Origin of the sequence: Novosphingobium olei (assembly GCF_012927405.1) — a bacterium.
GTDB classification, from domain to species: domain Bacteria; phylum Pseudomonadota; class Alphaproteobacteria; order Sphingomonadales; family Sphingomonadaceae; genus Novosphingobium; species Novosphingobium olei.
Genome location: NZ_JABBGM010000003.1, coordinates 180,451 through 196,945 on the forward strand (window position 1 = coordinate 180,451; position 16,495 = coordinate 196,945).

Annotated in this window: 15 protein-coding genes; 9 read left to right on the plus strand and 6 right to left on the minus strand. The window is 66.9% G+C overall.

What is annotated here, in order from left to right; genetic code table 11:
• The first annotated feature begins 10 nt into the window (after positions 1–10).
• A complete protein-coding gene (locus HHL27_RS08675; RefSeq protein WP_169493005.1) occupies positions 11–1,807 on the plus strand; it encodes an acyclic terpene utilization AtuA family protein in 1,797 nt (598 codons plus the stop codon).
• A gap of 1,015 nt (positions 1,808–2,822) precedes the next feature.
• Here HHL27_RS08675 and HHL27_RS08680 read toward each other — a convergent pair.
• Entirely contained in the window at positions 2,823–3,614 is a 792-nt protein-coding gene (locus HHL27_RS08680) for an SDR family oxidoreductase (protein ID WP_169493006.1), read from the minus strand.
• A gap of 135 nt (positions 3,615–3,749) precedes the next feature.
• Here HHL27_RS08680 and HHL27_RS08685 point away from each other — a divergent pair, with 135 nt between their 5' ends.
• Positions 3,750–4,802, plus strand: a complete 1,053-nt coding sequence (locus HHL27_RS08685; RefSeq protein WP_169493007.1) for an NAD(P)-dependent alcohol dehydrogenase — start codon at positions 3,750–3,752, stop codon at positions 4,800–4,802.
• A gap of 4 nt (positions 4,803–4,806) precedes the next feature.
• On the opposite strand, the gene HHL27_RS08690 is transcribed toward HHL27_RS08685, so the two are convergent.
• The gene (locus tag HHL27_RS08690) at positions 4,807–5,754 is read right to left on the minus strand and encodes an NAD(P)H-dependent flavin oxidoreductase (RefSeq protein ID WP_169493008.1); all 948 of its coding nucleotides are present in this window, start codon (positions 5,752–5,754) and stop codon (positions 4,807–4,809) included.
• Between the two features lie 200 nt (positions 5,755–5,954).
• Between HHL27_RS08690 and HHL27_RS22200 the strand changes: the two genes are divergently transcribed.
• The 6 genes from HHL27_RS22200 (at position 5,955) to HHL27_RS08720 (ending at position 12,232) form a co-directional block, all read left to right on the plus strand.
• The gene (locus HHL27_RS22200; RefSeq protein ID WP_206069478.1) at positions 5,955–6,500 is read left to right on the plus strand and encodes a hypothetical protein; all 546 of its coding nucleotides are present in this window, start codon (positions 5,955–5,957) and stop codon (positions 6,498–6,500) included.
• Positions 6,501–6,812: 312 nt separating this feature from the next.
• Positions 6,813–7,412 carry a hypothetical protein gene (locus HHL27_RS08700; RefSeq protein WP_169493009.1) on the plus strand — a complete coding sequence of 200 codons (600 nt, stop codon included), beginning with the start codon at positions 6,813–6,815 and terminating at the stop codon, positions 7,410–7,412.
• The gene (locus HHL27_RS08705) at positions 7,409–7,726 is read left to right on the plus strand and encodes a hypothetical protein (protein ID WP_169493010.1); all 318 of its coding nucleotides are present in this window, start codon (positions 7,409–7,411) and stop codon (positions 7,724–7,726) included. Before HHL27_RS08700 ends, HHL27_RS08705 begins: the two co-directional genes overlap by 4 nt.
• A 179-nt stretch (positions 7,727–7,905) precedes the next feature.
• On the plus strand, positions 7,906–8,748 hold the full coding sequence (locus tag HHL27_RS08710) for a fimbrial biogenesis chaperone (protein WP_169493011.1): 843 nt from the start codon (positions 7,906–7,908) through the stop codon (positions 8,746–8,748).
• On the plus strand, positions 8,748–11,150 hold the full coding sequence (locus HHL27_RS08715) for a hypothetical protein (protein WP_169493012.1): 2,403 nt from the start codon (positions 8,748–8,750) through the stop codon (positions 11,148–11,150). The genes HHL27_RS08710 and HHL27_RS08715 overlap by 1 nt, the downstream gene beginning before the upstream one ends.
• Before the next feature lie 455 nt (positions 11,151–11,605).
• Positions 11,606–12,232 carry a hypothetical protein gene (locus HHL27_RS08720; RefSeq protein ID WP_169493013.1) on the plus strand — a complete coding sequence of 209 codons (627 nt, stop codon included), beginning with the start codon at positions 11,606–11,608 and terminating at the stop codon, positions 12,230–12,232.
• A 131-nt stretch (positions 12,233–12,363) separates the two neighbouring features.
• On the opposite strand, the gene glmS is transcribed toward HHL27_RS08720, so the two are convergent.
• The 4 genes from glmS to HHL27_RS08740 are packed head-to-tail and all read right to left on the minus strand — an operon-like array spanning position 12,364 to position 15,313.
• Positions 12,364–14,187 (minus strand): glutamine--fructose-6-phosphate transaminase (isomerizing), encoded by a 1,824-nt coding sequence (gene glmS, locus HHL27_RS08725; protein WP_169493014.1) that lies wholly within the window; start codon positions 14,185–14,187, stop codon positions 12,364–12,366.
• A gap of 18 nt (positions 14,188–14,205) precedes the next feature.
• Complete coding sequence (locus HHL27_RS08730; RefSeq protein ID WP_169493015.1) at positions 14,206–14,571, minus strand: PIN domain-containing protein; 366 nt, start codon at positions 14,569–14,571, stop codon at positions 14,206–14,208.
• Positions 14,572–14,574: 3 nt separating this feature from the next.
• Positions 14,575–14,829, minus strand: coding sequence for a ribbon-helix-helix protein, CopG family (locus HHL27_RS08735; RefSeq protein WP_169493016.1), 255 nt, complete (start codon positions 14,827–14,829; stop codon positions 14,575–14,577).
• Between the two features lie 31 nt (positions 14,830–14,860).
• Positions 14,861–15,313 carry a DUF3291 domain-containing protein gene (locus HHL27_RS08740; protein ID WP_169493017.1) on the minus strand — a complete coding sequence of 151 codons (453 nt, stop codon included), beginning with the start codon at positions 15,311–15,313 and terminating at the stop codon, positions 14,861–14,863.
• Between the two features lie 155 nt (positions 15,314–15,468).
• Here HHL27_RS08740 and HHL27_RS08745 point away from each other — a divergent pair, with 155 nt between their 5' ends.
• On the plus strand, positions 15,469–16,488 hold the full coding sequence (locus HHL27_RS08745; protein WP_169493018.1) for a proline iminopeptidase-family hydrolase: 1,020 nt from the start codon (positions 15,469–15,471) through the stop codon (positions 16,486–16,488).
• The last annotated feature ends 7 nt before the right edge of the window (positions 16,489–16,495 follow it).

Below are 16,495 nucleotides of genomic sequence, written 5' to 3' on the forward strand. Positions count from 1 at the left end.
GAGGATCCTCATGTCCAGAACCGTGCGCATCGGCGGCGCCTGCGCCTTCTTCGGCGATTCGAGCGTCGCGCCAACGCAGCTGATCGCGGGCGGGGTCGATTACCTGATCCTCGATTACCTCGCCGAAGCGACGATGTCGGCGCTGGGCAGCCTCAAGCGCCACCGCGCCGACCTCGGCTATGCCAGCGATTTCACCGAATGGGTGTGGAAGGACAACCTCGGCGCGCTGAAGGCCACCGGCACGAAGATCGTCACCAATGCCGGCGGCGTGAACCCCAAAGCCTGCGTTGCGCGGATGCAGGCGATCGCGGCCGAAGCGGGCTACCCCGATTTCAAGATCGCCTATCTCGAAGGCGACGACATGCTCGGCCGTCTCGACGACATCGCCGACCAGACCGAGATGTTCACCCACGCGCCCTTCCCGCCGCGTGACAAGATCATCACCGCCAACGCCTACCTCGGCGGCGGCCCGATCGCCCGGGCGCTGGCCATGGGCGCCGATGTCGTCATCACCGGTCGCTGCGTCGATTCCGCGCTCACGCTCGGCATCTGCATCCACGAATTCGGCTGGGCGCCCACCGACTACGACAAGCTTTCGCAGGCCAGCCTTGCCGGTCACGTGATCGAATGCGGCGCGCAAGGATCGGGCGGGCTGTTCACCGACTGGGAAGACGTGCCCGATTGGGAGAACATCGGCTATCCCATCGTCGAAGCCCATGCCAACGGTTCGTTCATCGTCACCAAGCCCGAAGGCACCGGCGGCCTCGTCAACAAGGCGGTCGTCGCCGAACAGATCCTCTACGAAGTCGGCGATCCGCAGGCCTATCTCCTGCCCGACGTCGCCTGCGATTTCACGCAAGTCCGCCTCGAACAGGTCGGCGAGAACCGCGTGCGCGTCACCGGCTCGATCGGCCGCGCGCCCACCGGCAAATACAAGGTCTGCGTCACCTGGGCCGACGGCTTCCGCTGCATCGGCTTCATGGCGCTGGTCGGTCGCGATGCCGCCAGGAAGGCGCAGCGCCAGGCAGAAGCCGTGCTGGCCCGCTGCAATCGCATGCTGCGCGATCGCAACATGGGCCCCTATCGCGCCAGCCGCATCGAACTGATCGGCGCGGAATCGAGCTACGGCGCCAACGCGCGCAACACCGATACCCGCGAAGTGGTCTACAAGCTCGCCGCCGAGCATGACGAGGAAGAGGCCTTCAAACCCTTCCTGCGCGAATTCGACAGCCCCACCACCTCGATGTCGGTCGGCACCGCCGGCTGGTTCGGCGCCCGCGCGCAAGTCACCCCGGTGTTCCGCGTGTTCTCCGTCGCCATTGCGCGCGATGCCGTGCCCGTCACCATCACGCTGGGCGATGCCCAGGAAACACTGACCGAGCCCGTCCCCGCCTCCGTCTTCGACGCATCCGCCATCGAACGCCCCGTCCCGCCCGCCGAACCCGACGCGCGCGGCGAAGAGCTCGTCGAAGTCCCGCTGGTCGAAGTCGCCTGGGGCCGCAGCGGCGACAAGGGCGATGCCTTCAACATCGGCGTCATCGCCCGCAAGCCCGACGCCCTCCCCTGGATCCGCGCCGCGCTTTCGCCCGATGCCATGCTCAAGTGGTTCGCGCACGAATTCGAAGGCGGCGCCAATCCCGCCGTGCTGCGCTATGACCTGCCCGGCCTCGATGCGGTAAACCTCCACTTCCTCGACGCGCTCGGCGGCGGCCAGTTCTCCTCCCTGCGCCTAGACCCCCTCGCCAAGGGCAAGGCGCAGCAACTGCTCGACATGCCGATCAAGGTGCCCGCAAGCCTGGTTGCATGAACCCCTCCTCCCCACCAAGGGGAGGGGGTGCGGCCCCAAGAAATAAGAACAGTCCTTCGACAAGCTCAGGACGGACGGGGAGTGGAGGCAGCGCCTGCCCCCGCCCCCAGCGTCATCCCAGCGAAGGCTGGGACGCTGGCCGTGTCGCGCGCGCCAACCGTTCCGCAAACCGAGAGCGATGCCAGCCTACGCTGGCATGACGGCCTTGGAAGCAAGAACCACCCCTACCCCCCAAACCGCCTTCCCTGAGCCTGTCGAAGGGCTGCCCTCGTCCTTCCAGCGCAACAGCGAGATCGAACGCAGCACCTCCCCAAAGCGCTTGACCAGCGCCGGAAGACGTCCCGGGAGCGCGAGGGGGTCACCCCCTCGCATCTATCCTGCTCTCTGGCCTTCCCCCACCAACCTTGACAAAACGTACCATATAGGTTATATGCCACCTCACGGACCGGGAGCGGCATGGCCGGCTTGCTCTTCGCTCCTTCGGGCCAATCTCCACGTGGGGTATGGCCCGACGCGACCGGCGCGGGTCGGCGCTGCGGGAGCCGCATCCCTTTCGGGGGATACGGCAGCGAGGGCGTTAAGCCCCAAGTCCCTCAGGGCACACCCAAGCCACTGCAACGGACGGGCGGATGTGGTGCGGTGGTTCAACCGCGTGGCAGCGCCTCCCTGAAGTCACAGTGCCCCATGACCTGCCAAGATGGCCCTAGCGCCGATCGAGGCCGTCCGGGCTGATCCTTCAGGGACTTATCGCTACGGACCGGGCCGCCTTGCGAGCCGCCGCCCGGGTTTCGAGCCCCCGTCCGACTACAGGCTGAGCCGATCCGGGATAGCCAACGCCCCGCCGGCCACTCGCCACAGCGTTCCTCTTGCCCTCCACGCGCAAGCGCCACGCATGGCGCCCGCGCCGGTCGCGCAGGTCCGTACACTTCCCAACGGCGTTATCGTCCGGGCTCGCCGCCGGATAATCGCTCGTGCGCGTCCGGCGGCGATGCCCCTCACCCCTACTTGGGGAGCCTTACTTCGGCGGCATGCGGATCGCGCCGTCGAGGCGCAGGTTCTGCCCGTTGAAATAGCCGTTGCGCACCAGTTCGAGCACCAGGCTGCCGAACTCGGGCGGGCGGCCGAGGCGCTTGGGGAACGGCACCGAGGCTTCGAGGCCTTCAAAGATCGCGGGCGCGCGGTCCTTCACCGCCAGCATCGGCGGGGTGGCGAAGATGCCCGGCATGATCGAATTGACGCGGATGCCGATGTCCATCAGGTCGCGCGCCATCGGCAGGACGAGGCCGTTCACCCCTGCCTTTAGCGAGCCATAGGCGATCTGGCCGATCTGCGCGTCCTGCGCCGCGACCGAGGCGGTCAGCGTGATCACCCCGCGCTCGCCGTCCTCCAGCGGCTCTAGGCTCGCCATGCCCAGCGCCGAGAGCGAGGCGAGGCGATAGCTCGCGATCAGCACGCCGTGCGCGGAATAGGTGTAGTCCTCGGTCGAAAAGCGCTTGTAGGCGCCCTTCTCGCGATCCCAGGCCAGCGTCTTGCCGCCCTTCATCGTCGCCGCGCAGTGCACCAGCACGCGCTCCTGCCCGTTGGCGGCGCGGGCCGCCTCGAAGCCTGCGACGACCGATTCCTCGCTGGTGATGTCCACCTTGACGAACGTCGCCCCGATCTCGGCGGCGACCTTCTGGCCCCAGTCCTCGTTGATGTCGAAGATGGTGACCTTGGCCCCCGCCCCGGCAAGCGCTTCAGCGCTGGCGCGGCCAAGGCCCGACGAACCGCCGGTGACGACGGCGGAAACCGAACTGTCGATCTTCATGTGCTTTCTTCCTCTCTTTTCGTGTTGGTTGTCGTTTCGTCGCCTCATCAGCTTTGGCAGGCTGGCCAAACCGGCAAGGCGCTATAAGTTGCATTGCGCAACGCGCCGGACGTCGCGCGCAATGGGAGAACGAGCATGTCCACTGCTGCCTGGGGCGCCACCGCGCCGGATTCGGGGATGGCCCCGCTGACCATCGAACGCCGCCCGCTTCGCGACGAGGACGTGGCGATCCAGATCACCCATTGCGGCGTGTGCCATTCGGATCTGCACACCGCGCGCAACGACTGGGGCCGCACCAAGTACCCGGCGGTTCCGGGGCACGAGATCGTGGGCATCGTCCGCGCGGTCGGCGCCGGCGTGACGAAATTTGCCGTCGGTGATCGGGTGGCGGTCGGCACGGTGATCGATTCCTGCCGCACCTGCGATGCATGCACGCACGGGGACGAGCAGTATTGCGAGGTCGGCAACACCGGCACCTACAACGGCACCGACCGCATCGACGGCAGCCCCACCTATGGCGGCTATTCCGCCGACATCGTCGTGGCCGAACCCTACGTGCTGCGCGTGCCCGACAATCTCGACATGGCGGCCGCCGCCCCGCTGCTCTGCGCCGGTGCCACCACGTGGTCGCCCCTGCGCCACTGGAAGGTCGGCCCCGGCACGCGCGTTGCGGTCATCGGCCTTGGCGGGCTCGGCCACCTCGGCGTCAAGTTTGCCAAGGCGCTGGGCGCCCACGTGACGATGATCACCGGCTCGCCTTCGAAGATCCCCGATGCCGAACTGCTCGGCGCCGACGAAGTGCTGCTGTCGAGCGACAAGGACGCCATGCGCGCCGCCGCGCGCAAGTTCGACTTCGTGCTCGACACCGTGCCCGTCCGCCACGACGTGACCAAGTACCTGTTCCTGCTCGATCGCAACGGCACGCTGTGCATCGTGGGCATGATCGACATGATGCCCGAACTGCATACAGGATTGCTGCTCGGCGGCCGCCGCGCCGTTTCCGGATCGGGCGTGGCGGGCATTCCCGAAACGCAGGAGATGCTCGATTTCTGTGCCGAACATCAGGTCCTGCCCGAAATCGAGATGATCCGCATGGACGAGATCAACCACGCCTTCGAGCGGATGGAGCGCGCCGACGTGAAGTACCGCTTCGTCATCGACATGGCCACGCTCGCCCCCGCCGCCTGACGGCTCAGCCCCAGCCGGCCTCGACGGCGGCCAGGCGCTTGCGCCAGCCGTCGCCGGGGACGCGCGCGGCGAATTCCTGCGCCAGCCGCGCGACGAGGTCGGCCACCGGCTCGATCCCGTCGATCAGCCCCACGCTCTGCCCCGCGCTGAACGTATCGCGCCAGCCGACCAGGCCTTCGGGCAAGTCGACCTTGCCAGGCGAGCGGATCGTCACGTCGTCCAGCCCGGCTTCGGCGAGCGAATCCCGGATCCAGTTGGCCGGCACGCCATTGATCGCCGCCGAAACGACGATGCCGTCCACTCCGGCGCGTTCGATGTGGCTGCGGTGGCCTTCGACCACGCCGCTTTCGGGCGTGGCGATGAAGCGCGTGCCCATGCAGGCGATGTCGCCGCCCAGCGCCAGCGCGCCCGCCATGCCCGCGGCATCGGCGATCCCGCCCGCCACGATCAGCAGTCCGTCCCACACGCGGCGAACCGCCGGCACGAAGGCCAGGGGGGTGAGGAACCCGGTGTGCCCGCCCGCGCCCGAGCAGGTCACCATCAGTCCATCGACGCCCACCGCGATCGCCTTTTCGGCATGGCGCATCGTCGTCACGTCCTGGATGACCTTGCCCCCCCAGCCGTGCACCCGCTCGACCACCGCGGAAGGATCGCCAAGGCTGGTCAGCACCAGCGGCACGCGGTGCTTTTCCAGCAGGTCCAGCTTGGCCGGCCCGGTCGGTTCGGTAGCGATCCGCGCGGGCAGGTTGACGATGGCGGGGCCAGCAGCCGGACCAGCCCCCGGATCGGCCGCCAGCGCTTCGAGATAGCGCTCGAATTCGTCCATCTGGGTGTAGGTGCCGCCCTGCCAGCCGGCGATGATGCCGGCGCGCGCGCAGGCGGTGGCGAGATCGACCGAGGAGGCAATGCTCATCGGCGCGCACATCAGCGGGGCGGAAAGTTTCTCGAACATGCCGCAGTGATGGCCTTAATCAACCGACTAATCAATTCCCATAAAGGTACACTTTGCCCGAACGAAAGTGTTGCCGCACCGCCAAGGGTTTGAAAGAACCGTAAAAGTCGCGAAAGAAACAGGGTTACCGCCCTTCCCCGCAATTCCCCGCAGGAAGGGCTTCACCCCGATCTCACGCGATCGGCACAAGATTGCCGGCAATGCGTTGCAGCCCCGGCAGCTTCTTGCCGGACACGATCGAAGGGGTCATTCGCGCCGTGCTTTCGCGCCGTTCCGATCGCAGTGCAGCCCTCGCCATGGCGCTCGTTGCGCTGTGGCCGGCGCTGGCGCGGGCGGATTCGCGGTTCGAGACGGGCACCGCATCGCCCACCAGGGCGAGCGCGCACCTCGATTTCACGATCATCGTGCCGAGCGTCGCCTTCTTCCGCTTCGGCACCGCCGGGACAACGACGCCCGCGCCGCAGACGATGACCCTGACCACAACGACCGCCACGACGACCACCACGACGACCACCACGACCACGACGGAAAGCTCGGTCCTGTCGGCGCAAGTGCTCGGCAATGCGGGCAGCCTTTCGCTCGGTACGGATGCGCAAGGGGCCGAAGGGTCAAAGGCTCTGGCGCAGGCGCTGCCGGTTTCGGGCAACGGGATCACCCGGCTCGATACCACGTGGACTTATGCGGACGCCGTACCCGTCAGCGCCGGACTGCCGACGCGCGTGACCTATTCGCTGGCGATGCCCTGAACAGCCCCCGGAACGGGTCCAATTCCTGTTAAAAATTGTTTAATTCCATCTGAAAACTCGGCACTTTCACGGCATCCGCCGCAGCCGCCGGCATTGGCTCGCTTGCGCCGGGTCGGCGCTTCTGCAAGAATCGGTGGCAAGGATGGAGGATGCGTCGGCACAAGGGCCGCACGCCGTCCGAAGGCGATGGAATGGCGATCGGGGCGTGGCGCGGGATCGGCACGACGACGATCGGGACGGGGAATGAAAATGGGGTGGGTCGCGCATGGTCACGCACAGTGGCCGCGCTGTGGAGTCATTAACAGGCGCGCAATGGCAGGCGCGGCGCTGCTTTGTGCGATCGCGCCGGGGCTTGCCCATGCCTATGTCGTGACCATCGCATCGGGCACGCGGGCGATCTACCTGCAGGTCGGCGCGGGCGGCTACAACGCGCCCTCTTCGCAAGGCGGCACGCCGGCCAGCAACAGCACCATCAACACCGTTTCGGTCTCGGTCGCGGCCACCGACGTCGGTTCGGGCACCGACCAGACGATGACGTCGAACAGCACCGTGGCGCAGAGCCCGATCGATGGCTTCGCCTTCTGCAATCCGCCCGCGCAAGTCTATATCGGCGCCTGGTCGCGCCCCGGCACCGGCACCGGCAGCGCCACGCTGACCGTGACGACGCCCACCAACCTGACCAGCGGCACCAGCACGATCCCGTTCAGCCAGATCCGCTGGACGATGTCGGGCAACAACGACACCACGTTCCAGTTTCCCGACGGCACCTTCAACGGCGCCACGCAGACGCTCGGCACGATCCCTCCCAACACGTGGAAGGAGCAGTGCATGACCTTCATCTACCTCAACGATGCCATCCCGGCCGCCGGCACCTACACCGGCCGGGCGGTCTACACGCTTTCGCTGCCGTGATGCGCCACATCCTGTTCGCCGCCGGCGCGCTGCTGATCGCGCCGGCCCTCGCCACCCCGGCGCTTGCGCAAACGACTGCCGCCCAGTCGACAGCCGGAAGCGCCGCGCTGCGGGTCGACGACACCGGCACGGTGGTGATCGATCCCTATCTCGAGATGAAATGGATGCCCAAGCCCGGCAACGCCGGATCGCGCATCGTCGAATCCGGCACGCGGGTCAGCGTCCAGCTGAACCTTGCGCCCTACATCGGCCGGTCGGGCCGCATCTACATGGTGTTGCCGCGCGGCACCGGCCCAACAGTGCGCGCCACCTAGACCAGCGGGGGCAAGCTGCTGCCGGGGCAGGTCCTCTCTGGCGAACGCGCGCTGGTCTACAGCGGCGCGGTGCGCGGCCCCCTGCTGACCGACCTGCTCGACTTGCGCCTGCAGGTTGACAGCACCCGCCTTACCCAGCCGCAGGCGCTTGCCTTCGGCTTTGAAATCGAGGTCGATCCATGAACCGTTCCGCCGCCCGTTCCGGCCTGATGCTGCTGCCTGCGCTGACCGGCCTTTTCGCGCTGGCGCCGGCCGCCCATGCCGAGGAATTCGCGCTGTCGGTTTCGCCGCCGCGCTTTGAATTGAGCGCCGATGCGGGCCAGACGGTGCGCGGCGTGGTGGAACTGTCCAACGCATCGGCGATGGCGACGCCGCTGAAGTTCTCGACCGCGGAATGGGACCTCAACCCCGATGGCGGGGTGCGCACCAGCGATGCGCTGCGGCCCAATTCCTGCCGCCCGTGGGTGGCGATCGAGCGCAAGGAGACGACGCTGCAGGCCAAGTCGCAGCTGCGCTACCGCTTCGAGGTGACGCCGCCTGCCGGGACCGCGCCGGTCGAATGCCGCTTTGCCATCATCGTTGCCGGGCGGGACGAGAACATCAAGTCGAACGGGCTGGAGTTTCCCGTTTCGGCCCAGATCGCGGTGCTGGTCTATGTCGCGGTCGGCGGGGTCAAGCCGCAGCTCGAAATCGTCAAGGCCGACGTGCGCACGATCAACGGGCAGCAGACCCCGGTGCTGGAAGTGAAGAACAACGGCCAGGCCCACGGCCGCCTGTCCGCCTTCCTCAAAAGCGTGGATGCCAAGGGCGTGAAGCGCGAACTCGCGCCGTCCACGCTGCCGATCCTGCCGGGCGAAACGCGCACGATCTCGCTGGGCGTCGACAACGGCACCGATGCGGTGGAGGCCGACAAGGCCAGCCCGCCGGCCAAGCCCGATCCGATCACCTTCCCGCTCAAGGTGTCTGGCACGATGAACGATTCGGTCAGCGCCTTCGCCTTTGAAGGCACGTTCGAGCCCTGATGTCCAAAGGGGGGGACGACCAGCCGCAAGGGGCCCCGCGCCCCGCGCGCTGCGACGCGGGCTCGCTGCTCGCGGTCGCCGGCGCGCTGCTGGCCGTGCCCCAGGCCGCCACGGCGCAGACCGCGCCGCACCCCGCCGGCACCGACGATCCGCCGAGCGACCGCAAGGCCGAGCCTGCGCACGCCTCCATTCCCGAACCGGCTTTCGCCAAGGACGCGCCGGCTCCTGCCGAACCGGCGGGCTACAGCGACCGGCTGATCTCGGACGGCAAGCTCGCGCCCGATACATCGCGCAGCGATGAGCCTGCGCACAATCGCAGCGGGCGCATCCGCTCGATCGTGGCCGAACTGGGCGGCACGCTGATTTCCCCGCGCACGCGGATCAACGGGGTTACCTCCAGCGGATCGGACCAGGTCCAGCGCGAAATCGGCCTGTCGCTTTCGGGCCGCTACCAGACCGACAACTGGGGCATGCTGGGGATCGATGGCGAACTGTGGCGCGGCACCGCCGGGCGCAGCGGAACGAACAGCAGCAGGCGGCTGCAGGGCACGCTGGCGCTGAGCGACCGGCGGCTGGCGCTGGGGCGCGGGTGGCTGGCCGATACCACGCTGGGCACGCTTTCGGCCCCGGTGCTGACGCTGATGAGCCAGCAGCCGCGCTTCTACACCCCGTCGCTGCCGCTGCTGGGCGGCGGCGTGGTGCTGAACCGCTATCGCGCGCTGACGCCCAGCGATGCCGACGAAAATCCCAAGCCGGTTTCCACCGTCAACCTCGCCATCGGGCAGCCGGGCCTGTTCGGCGGGCTGCGGCTGGGCAACTTCACCGGGCTTGGCGGCCTGGCCATCAGCGCCGGCGCGCAGTCGGAACTGAGCGGGCGGCTGACCGCCGCGTTCCAGGGCATCGCGGTGGAAAACACGCGCGATCCCTATGGCGTGGTGTTCGGCACGGGCGATGGCACCACCGCCGTCCCGCGCGTCACCTCGCGCGGGGGGATCGCCAGCCTCGCCTGGCGCGCGCCCGGCTGGCGGCTGCAGGCCAACGCCATCGTTTCGAGCGTGCGTTCGACCGGGGGCAGCGCTTCGTTCATCGCCAGCAGCGGCCTTGCCGCAGGGGCCTGGATCGACGGCAGCCACCGTTCGGGCCGCACCACGCAGACCGCCGGGTTCTATTACTTCGCGCCCGACCTTGCCTGGGGCAACGCGGCGGTGATCAACAACGTCTGGGGCGGGTACTACCGCTACAGCACATCCTCGCAGCGCTGGCGCTGGACGGGCACGATAGACGCGGTGCGCTCGGTCAACCGGCGCGGCACCGACGGCGCGCTCGCCACCGCCGACGTGCGCCGCCAGCTGACCTTCACCACCGACGTCGGCGTCAACGCCGCGCTGCGCGCCTCGCAAGGCCGAGTCACCGCGCAGGCGCTGGGCTATGTCGATTTCTCCACGCGCTTCGGCACCACCCGGGCCGAAGCGGGGTGGAGCCACGTGCCGACCTACGACCTCTACCGCGTCGCCTGGAACCAGACCTGGAGCCTGCCCCCTTCGCTGCCGGCAGGAGCGCGGCTCACCACCCAGATCGCGTTCGACCACCGCCGCGAAAGCGAGCTCGTCGCCACCACCACGGCATCGGCGGGATCCGCGCACAGCCACAGCAACGCCGTGTCGATCGGCGTTAACGCGGGAGCCAATCCCTTTGCCGGCGTGGGCTTCGATGCGAGCGTGGTCTACAGCACAAGCGCCACGGCGCTGTCATCCAGCGTCTATGGTCCGGTCGACGCGGGCGGCGGCGTGCTGAGCATGCTGTCGACGCAGAGCGGGCGCACGCTGACCGCCAACGTCACTGCATCGGCGCGGCTGTCGTCGAAGTGGACGGCGATCGCCTCGTTCATCAGCACCCGCTCGAACACGCTCAACCGCTATGGGCTGACCGATCCGTCGCAATCGCCGATCGGGACGCTGCCGGGCGATTACGACAGCCGGCAGAAGACCTCGTTCCGGCTGGTCGCGGGGTACCTGACCCTGCGCTATTCGATGTCGGCGGGATCGGCCCACCAGACCAACGGGCTGCGGCATTATCCCTTCAGCGGCACGGGCGAGCTGGTCGGGCGGGTGTTCCTTGATGCCAACGGCAACCACCGGCGCGATCCGGGCGAAAAGGGCGCGGCCGACATCCTGGTCTACATGGATGGGCTCTATGCCGTGCGCACCGACGAGAACGGCTACTACCGGTTCGACAGCGTGGCCGAGGGACCGCACCGGATCACGCTCAACGCCGATGCGCTGCCCCTGCCCTGGTCGATCGCCGCACCCGAAGGCGCGGGCACGCAGGGCACCTACCTCAAGACCGTGGACGTGGGCGTGCGCCGCACCACCGAGCTGGACATCGCCGCCGAGCGCGAGTGAACCGACAGGGTTAACGACGGCGAAATGGCAAAGGATTGCGTGAGCGCAGATCAGCATTTGCGCGTATGAGAGCTGTTGTTTCCCGTATTTTAAGCCTCGTTTACGGCCCTGCGAAACGCCCTGCACTGACAATTAGGCCATAGGACGAGCGGAGGACATTTTAAATACAGCGAGCGGAAAGCCCCTTTTTCAGTTCTATAATCCGCCCATCGCAACAATCACGACGAAACTCGCTGAAATGTCCGAACCAAAATCCGCCATTTACTTAGCCGATATACCAAAGGAGGTATTTCCTTAACCAGCGTTATGTTACGTCACGGTCATACGTTCGATTACGAATAAAGTTGCTGGTCAAGATTTACCATTAAGCACTTTTCAACCAATCGACGCCATTAACCACATTCAAGGCCAACCGAATTGGGGGGGGCCGGTTGCAAGAGTGTGGAGCTAGTTTGATGACCAAGAAGATCCTTTGCGCGTCGCTCGCTGCGCTGGCCGCATCGGTGGCCATGGCCCCGGCCGCGCATGCTGAATCGAAGTTCGTGACCGGCACGGCATCGCCGCTGACCGCGTCGGCCAGCCTCGACTTCACCATCACCATTCCCAAGTTCGTCTACATCCGCGTGGGCACCGGCACCAACGTTGCCAACAACACCAACGTCGACAGCCTGGTGTTCAGCGTGCCCGCCGCCAACGTCGGCGACGGCACCTCGATCGCCGGCACCGGCGGTGACCTGACCGGCGGCGTCGTGACCGCCCGCGTCACCGGCAACAACGGCACGATCGCCTTCTCGTCGACCACCGCCGGCGCGCTGGGCAACGGCGGCGGCGACACGATCTCGTGGTCGCAGATGAACGTCGCGGTGGCGACCAACACCAGCACGACCGCGCTGGCCCACCCGACGCTGGCCGACAACAGCACGACCAGCATCAACCTGACGCCGACCAGCGGCACCAAGGTCACCAACCTCGATGCCAAGTGGACCTTCAGCTACAAGAACAGCAACATCGTCGCAGCCGGCACCTACGGCGGCGTGAACACCAACAACGGCCGCGTGACCTACGCGGTGTCGATGCCCTGATCCTCCGCCGGCGGGCTCACCCCGCCGGACCATCCACGGACGACGAGGCCGTCGCGACCATCGGTTCGCGGCGGCCTTTTCGCGTCGGCTGGCGCGTTACTTCCCCGTGACGCGCGCCCCTGCCGGTCGCGTCACTCCACCGTGACGCTTTTGGCCAGGTTACGCGGCTGGTCCACGTCGGTGCCCTTGGCGACCGCCACGTGATAGGCGAGCAGCTGCACCGGCACGGCATAGACCAGCGGCGCGATCAGCGGGTGCACCTTGGGCATCTCGATCGTGGCAAGGCAGCCCTCGCCCGCTTCGGCAATGCCTTCGGCATCGGAGATCAGCACCACCTTGCCGCCGCGCGCGCGCACTTCCTGCATGTTGCTGACGGTCTTTTCGAACAGAGGGCCACTGGGCGCCAGCACGATCACCGGCACGGCTTCGTCGATCAGCGCGATGGGGCCGTGCTTCATTTCGCCCGAAGCATAGCCTTCGGCGTGAATGTAGCTGATTTCCTTGAGCTTGAGCGCCCCTTCCAGCGCCAGCGGATAGTCCGGCCCGCGCCCGAGGTAGAGCACATCACGCGCCGGCGCGATCAGCGGGGCCATCGCCGCGATCTCGTCGTCATGCGACAGTGCATCGTTGAGGCAGGCGGGCGTTTCGGCGAGCTGGTCGACGATGTCCGCCTCTTCCGCGCGGGTCAGCCGCCCGCGCTTGACCGCAAGGTGCGCGGCCAATGCCGCCAGCACGGCAAGCTGGCAGGTGAACGCCTTGGTCGAGGCGACGCCGATTTCCGGCCCGGCGTGGGTGGGCAGCAGCAGGTCCGCTTCGCGCGCCATCGAACTGGTCGGTACGTTGACGACAACGGCGATGGTCTGGCCCGCCGCCTTGCAATGGCGCAGCGCCGCCAGCGTATCGGCGGTCTCGCCGCTCTGCGATATGAACAGGGCGAGGCCGCCCGGCTCGAGCACAGGGTCGCGGTAGCGGAACTCGCTCGCCACATCGATATCGACCGGCAGGCGCGCGAACTGTTCGAACCAGTACTTGGCGACCATCCCGGCATAGAAGCTGGTACCGCAGGCGACGATCGTCACGCGGTTGATCTTCGACAGGTCGAAATCGATCTGCGGCAGCGCCACGGTCTGGTCGATGCGGCGCAGGTAGCTGCGCAGCGTCTGCGCCACCACGGTCGGCTGCTCGAAGATTTCCTTCTGCATGAAGTGGCGGAATTCGCCCTTCTCGATCGCGGCTGCCGTGGCGCCCGAAGCGACCACGGGGCGCGTGACGGCATTGTTGTCGACATCGAAGATCTGCGCGCCTTCGCGGGTGATGACCACCCAATCGCCTTCTTCAAGGTAGCTGATCTTCTGCGTCAGCGGGGCGAGCGCCAGCGCGTCGGAACCGAGGTAGGTTTCCCCTTCCCCATAGCCCACCACCAGCGGCGAGCCCAATCGCGCGCCGATCAGCATGTCGTCATGCTGGCGAAACGCGATGGCAAGCGCGAAGGCACCGCGCAATTGCGGCAGCACGGCCTTGACCGCGTCAGTCGGCGACAGGCCCGCCTCGACCTGTTCGGACACGAGATGCGCGACGACTTCGGTGTCGGTCTCGCTTTCGAACTTGCGGCCACGCGCGATCAGCGCCTCGCGCAAGGGGCGGAAGTTTTCGATGATGCCGTTGTGCACCAGCGCCACTTCGCCGGTGGCATGCGGGTGGGCGTTGCTGGTGGTCGGCGCGCCGTGCGTGGCCCAGCGGGTGTGGGCGATGCCGATCTGCCCGGCGGCGGGATTGCGCGCCAGTTCGATCACCAGGTTGTTGAGCTTGCCTTCGGCGCGCCGGCGGATCAGCGCGCCGTCCTTGACCGTGCAGACGCCCGCGCTGTCATAGCCGCGGTATTCCATCCGCTTGAGCCCATCGACAAGACGGTCGGCCACTTCATCCTTGCCGACGATACCGATGATTCCGCACATGGGAGCAATTGCCTTTGGTTAGAGAGTATAAGGGACGCGGATCCCCGGCATTTCGGCCGGAAAGTCCTTGGTGTTTCGCGTAATCAGGATCGCGCCATTCACTTGCGCCGTGGCGAGGATTGTGGCGTCCATCAAGCTCATCTTCGTTCGATGCCGGATATCGGCTGCTGCACTCGCTATACGGGCATCAACCTCTACGACTTCGAACGGGGAGATTAATTCGCGCACATGATCGCGCCGTTCGAGCGGTTCGGCGGCCATGATCTCGGTCCAGACGATCCGGCTGATGCGATGACGACGATAGCGCGATAGCTCTGCCGCCGCCTGCGGGCGATCGAGCAGCCAGTCGATCAGGATGTTGGTGTCGAAGAAGGGATCGGACACGGGTCAGAGGTCGTCGTAAGATCGACGATCCTGGCGGATGGCGCGCTGGAAATTCACGCCGTCGCGAACATCGGCGCGGTCCTTCCAGTATCCGGCGCCGCGCTGGATCCAGTCCTTGCTGCCAGACGCCGGGCTCAGCGCCTTGAAGCTCGCCACAGCCTCGCGCACCAGCGCCGCGCGCGACGTGCCCTGCTCCGCGGCACGGGCATCGAGCCACTTGATATCTTCGTCGGACAAGTCGGCAAGGATGCGGGTCATGACGATATCATGATATCATATCATGATATCGTCAAGCCTTGGCAGTTCGGTTTTCGCGCCACCAGCGGAAGGTGAACACCCCATCGCCTGGCCCTTCCGCGCCCAGCTTCGCCAGCATCGCCATGCCCTCGGACACGCTCGGCTCGTGGCCCTCTGCCACAGGCCACAGCGCCATCGACGGCTCCATAGGGTTGAACCAGTCCTTGCGCCGCGCCAGCACCGCGCGGTGGTCCGCCTGGCGATAGGCGAAGGCTTCGAGCGAGGGCACGTCGCGCCACACCGACATGTTGACGATGAAGTCCGGATCGTCGGGGATCGCGGCGATGTCGGTCGCATTGCCGCCATCGCCCACCAGCCGCCAGACGAACCCGTCCGAGGCTTCGGCCATCGCGTTCACGTGATCGAGCGCGGCCATGAAGTCGGCATTGGCCGGATCGTCCTTGGCAACGCGAAACCGCGCGACGTTGATCTGGGCAATCGGCATGGACCCTCGTTCGATCTTTTGCGGCAAGCGGGGCGGGAACCCCGGGCAGGAACCTCATGCTGCGTAATCGTCCATACGTCCAGTGGCGGCTTGTCGACGCGCCGGGATCGCCATACCCTGCCCGCCCCGGGGGCTGAACGGGGGGACCGCAGACCATGACCTTGCACCGCATCGCGCGCTGGCTCGCGCCATTGTCGCTCGTACTGTCCACCGTGCCGGGGGAAGCCGCCCCGCCCGACAGCTACTACGCCACCGCCGGTCGGCCCGATGCGTGGAGCGGCGGCGCGACGATGATCCCGATCCATACGCCAAAGGGCGATTTCCGCGTGTGGGTGAAGCGCGTGGGGAACAATCCCAAGCTCAAGGTGCTGCTGCTCCACGGCGGGCCCGCCGTGCCGCACGACTATCTCGAGGCGATGGACAGCTTCCTGCCGGGCTCAGGGATAGAATACATCTACTACGACCAGCTTGGCGCCGGGCTCAGCGACAAGCCGGACGACGACGACCTGTGGACGCTGGAGCGCTATGTCGACGAGGTGGACCAGGTGCGCACCGCGCTGGGCCTCGGTCCCGGCAACTTCTGCCTCTACGGCCAGAGCTGGGGCGGCATCCTGGCGATGGAATATGCGCTGAAGCACCAGGATGCGCTCAAGTGCCTGGTGATCTCGAACATGATGGCGTCGATCCCGGCCTACAACGCTTATGCCGACAAGGTGCTGAAGCCGCAGATGAAGCCCGACGACCTCGCCATGGTCGAACAGCTCGAGGCGCAGGGCAAGACCAGCGATCCGCGCTACATGGGCATCCTGATCCCCGGCTTCTACGAAAAGCACATCCTGCGCCGCCCCGCCGCGCAGTGGCCCGAACCGGTCAACCGCGCCTTCGCCAGGCAGAACGTGCACGTCTACACGCTGATGCAGGGGCCGAGCGAGCTGGGCTCGAGCGGGCGGCTCGAAAAGTGGGACCGCTTTGCCGACCTGCACACGATCAAGGTGCCGACGCTGGTCATCGGCGCGCGGCACGACACCATGGACCCGGCGTACATGGAGCGCATGGCGAAGGAGTTTCCCAAGGGCAGCTACGCCCTGATGGCCAACGGCAGCCACCTTGCGCTCTACGACGATCAGCAGGCCTACTTCGCCGCGCTGATCGCCTTCCTCAAGCGGCAGGAGTGAGCGCGGG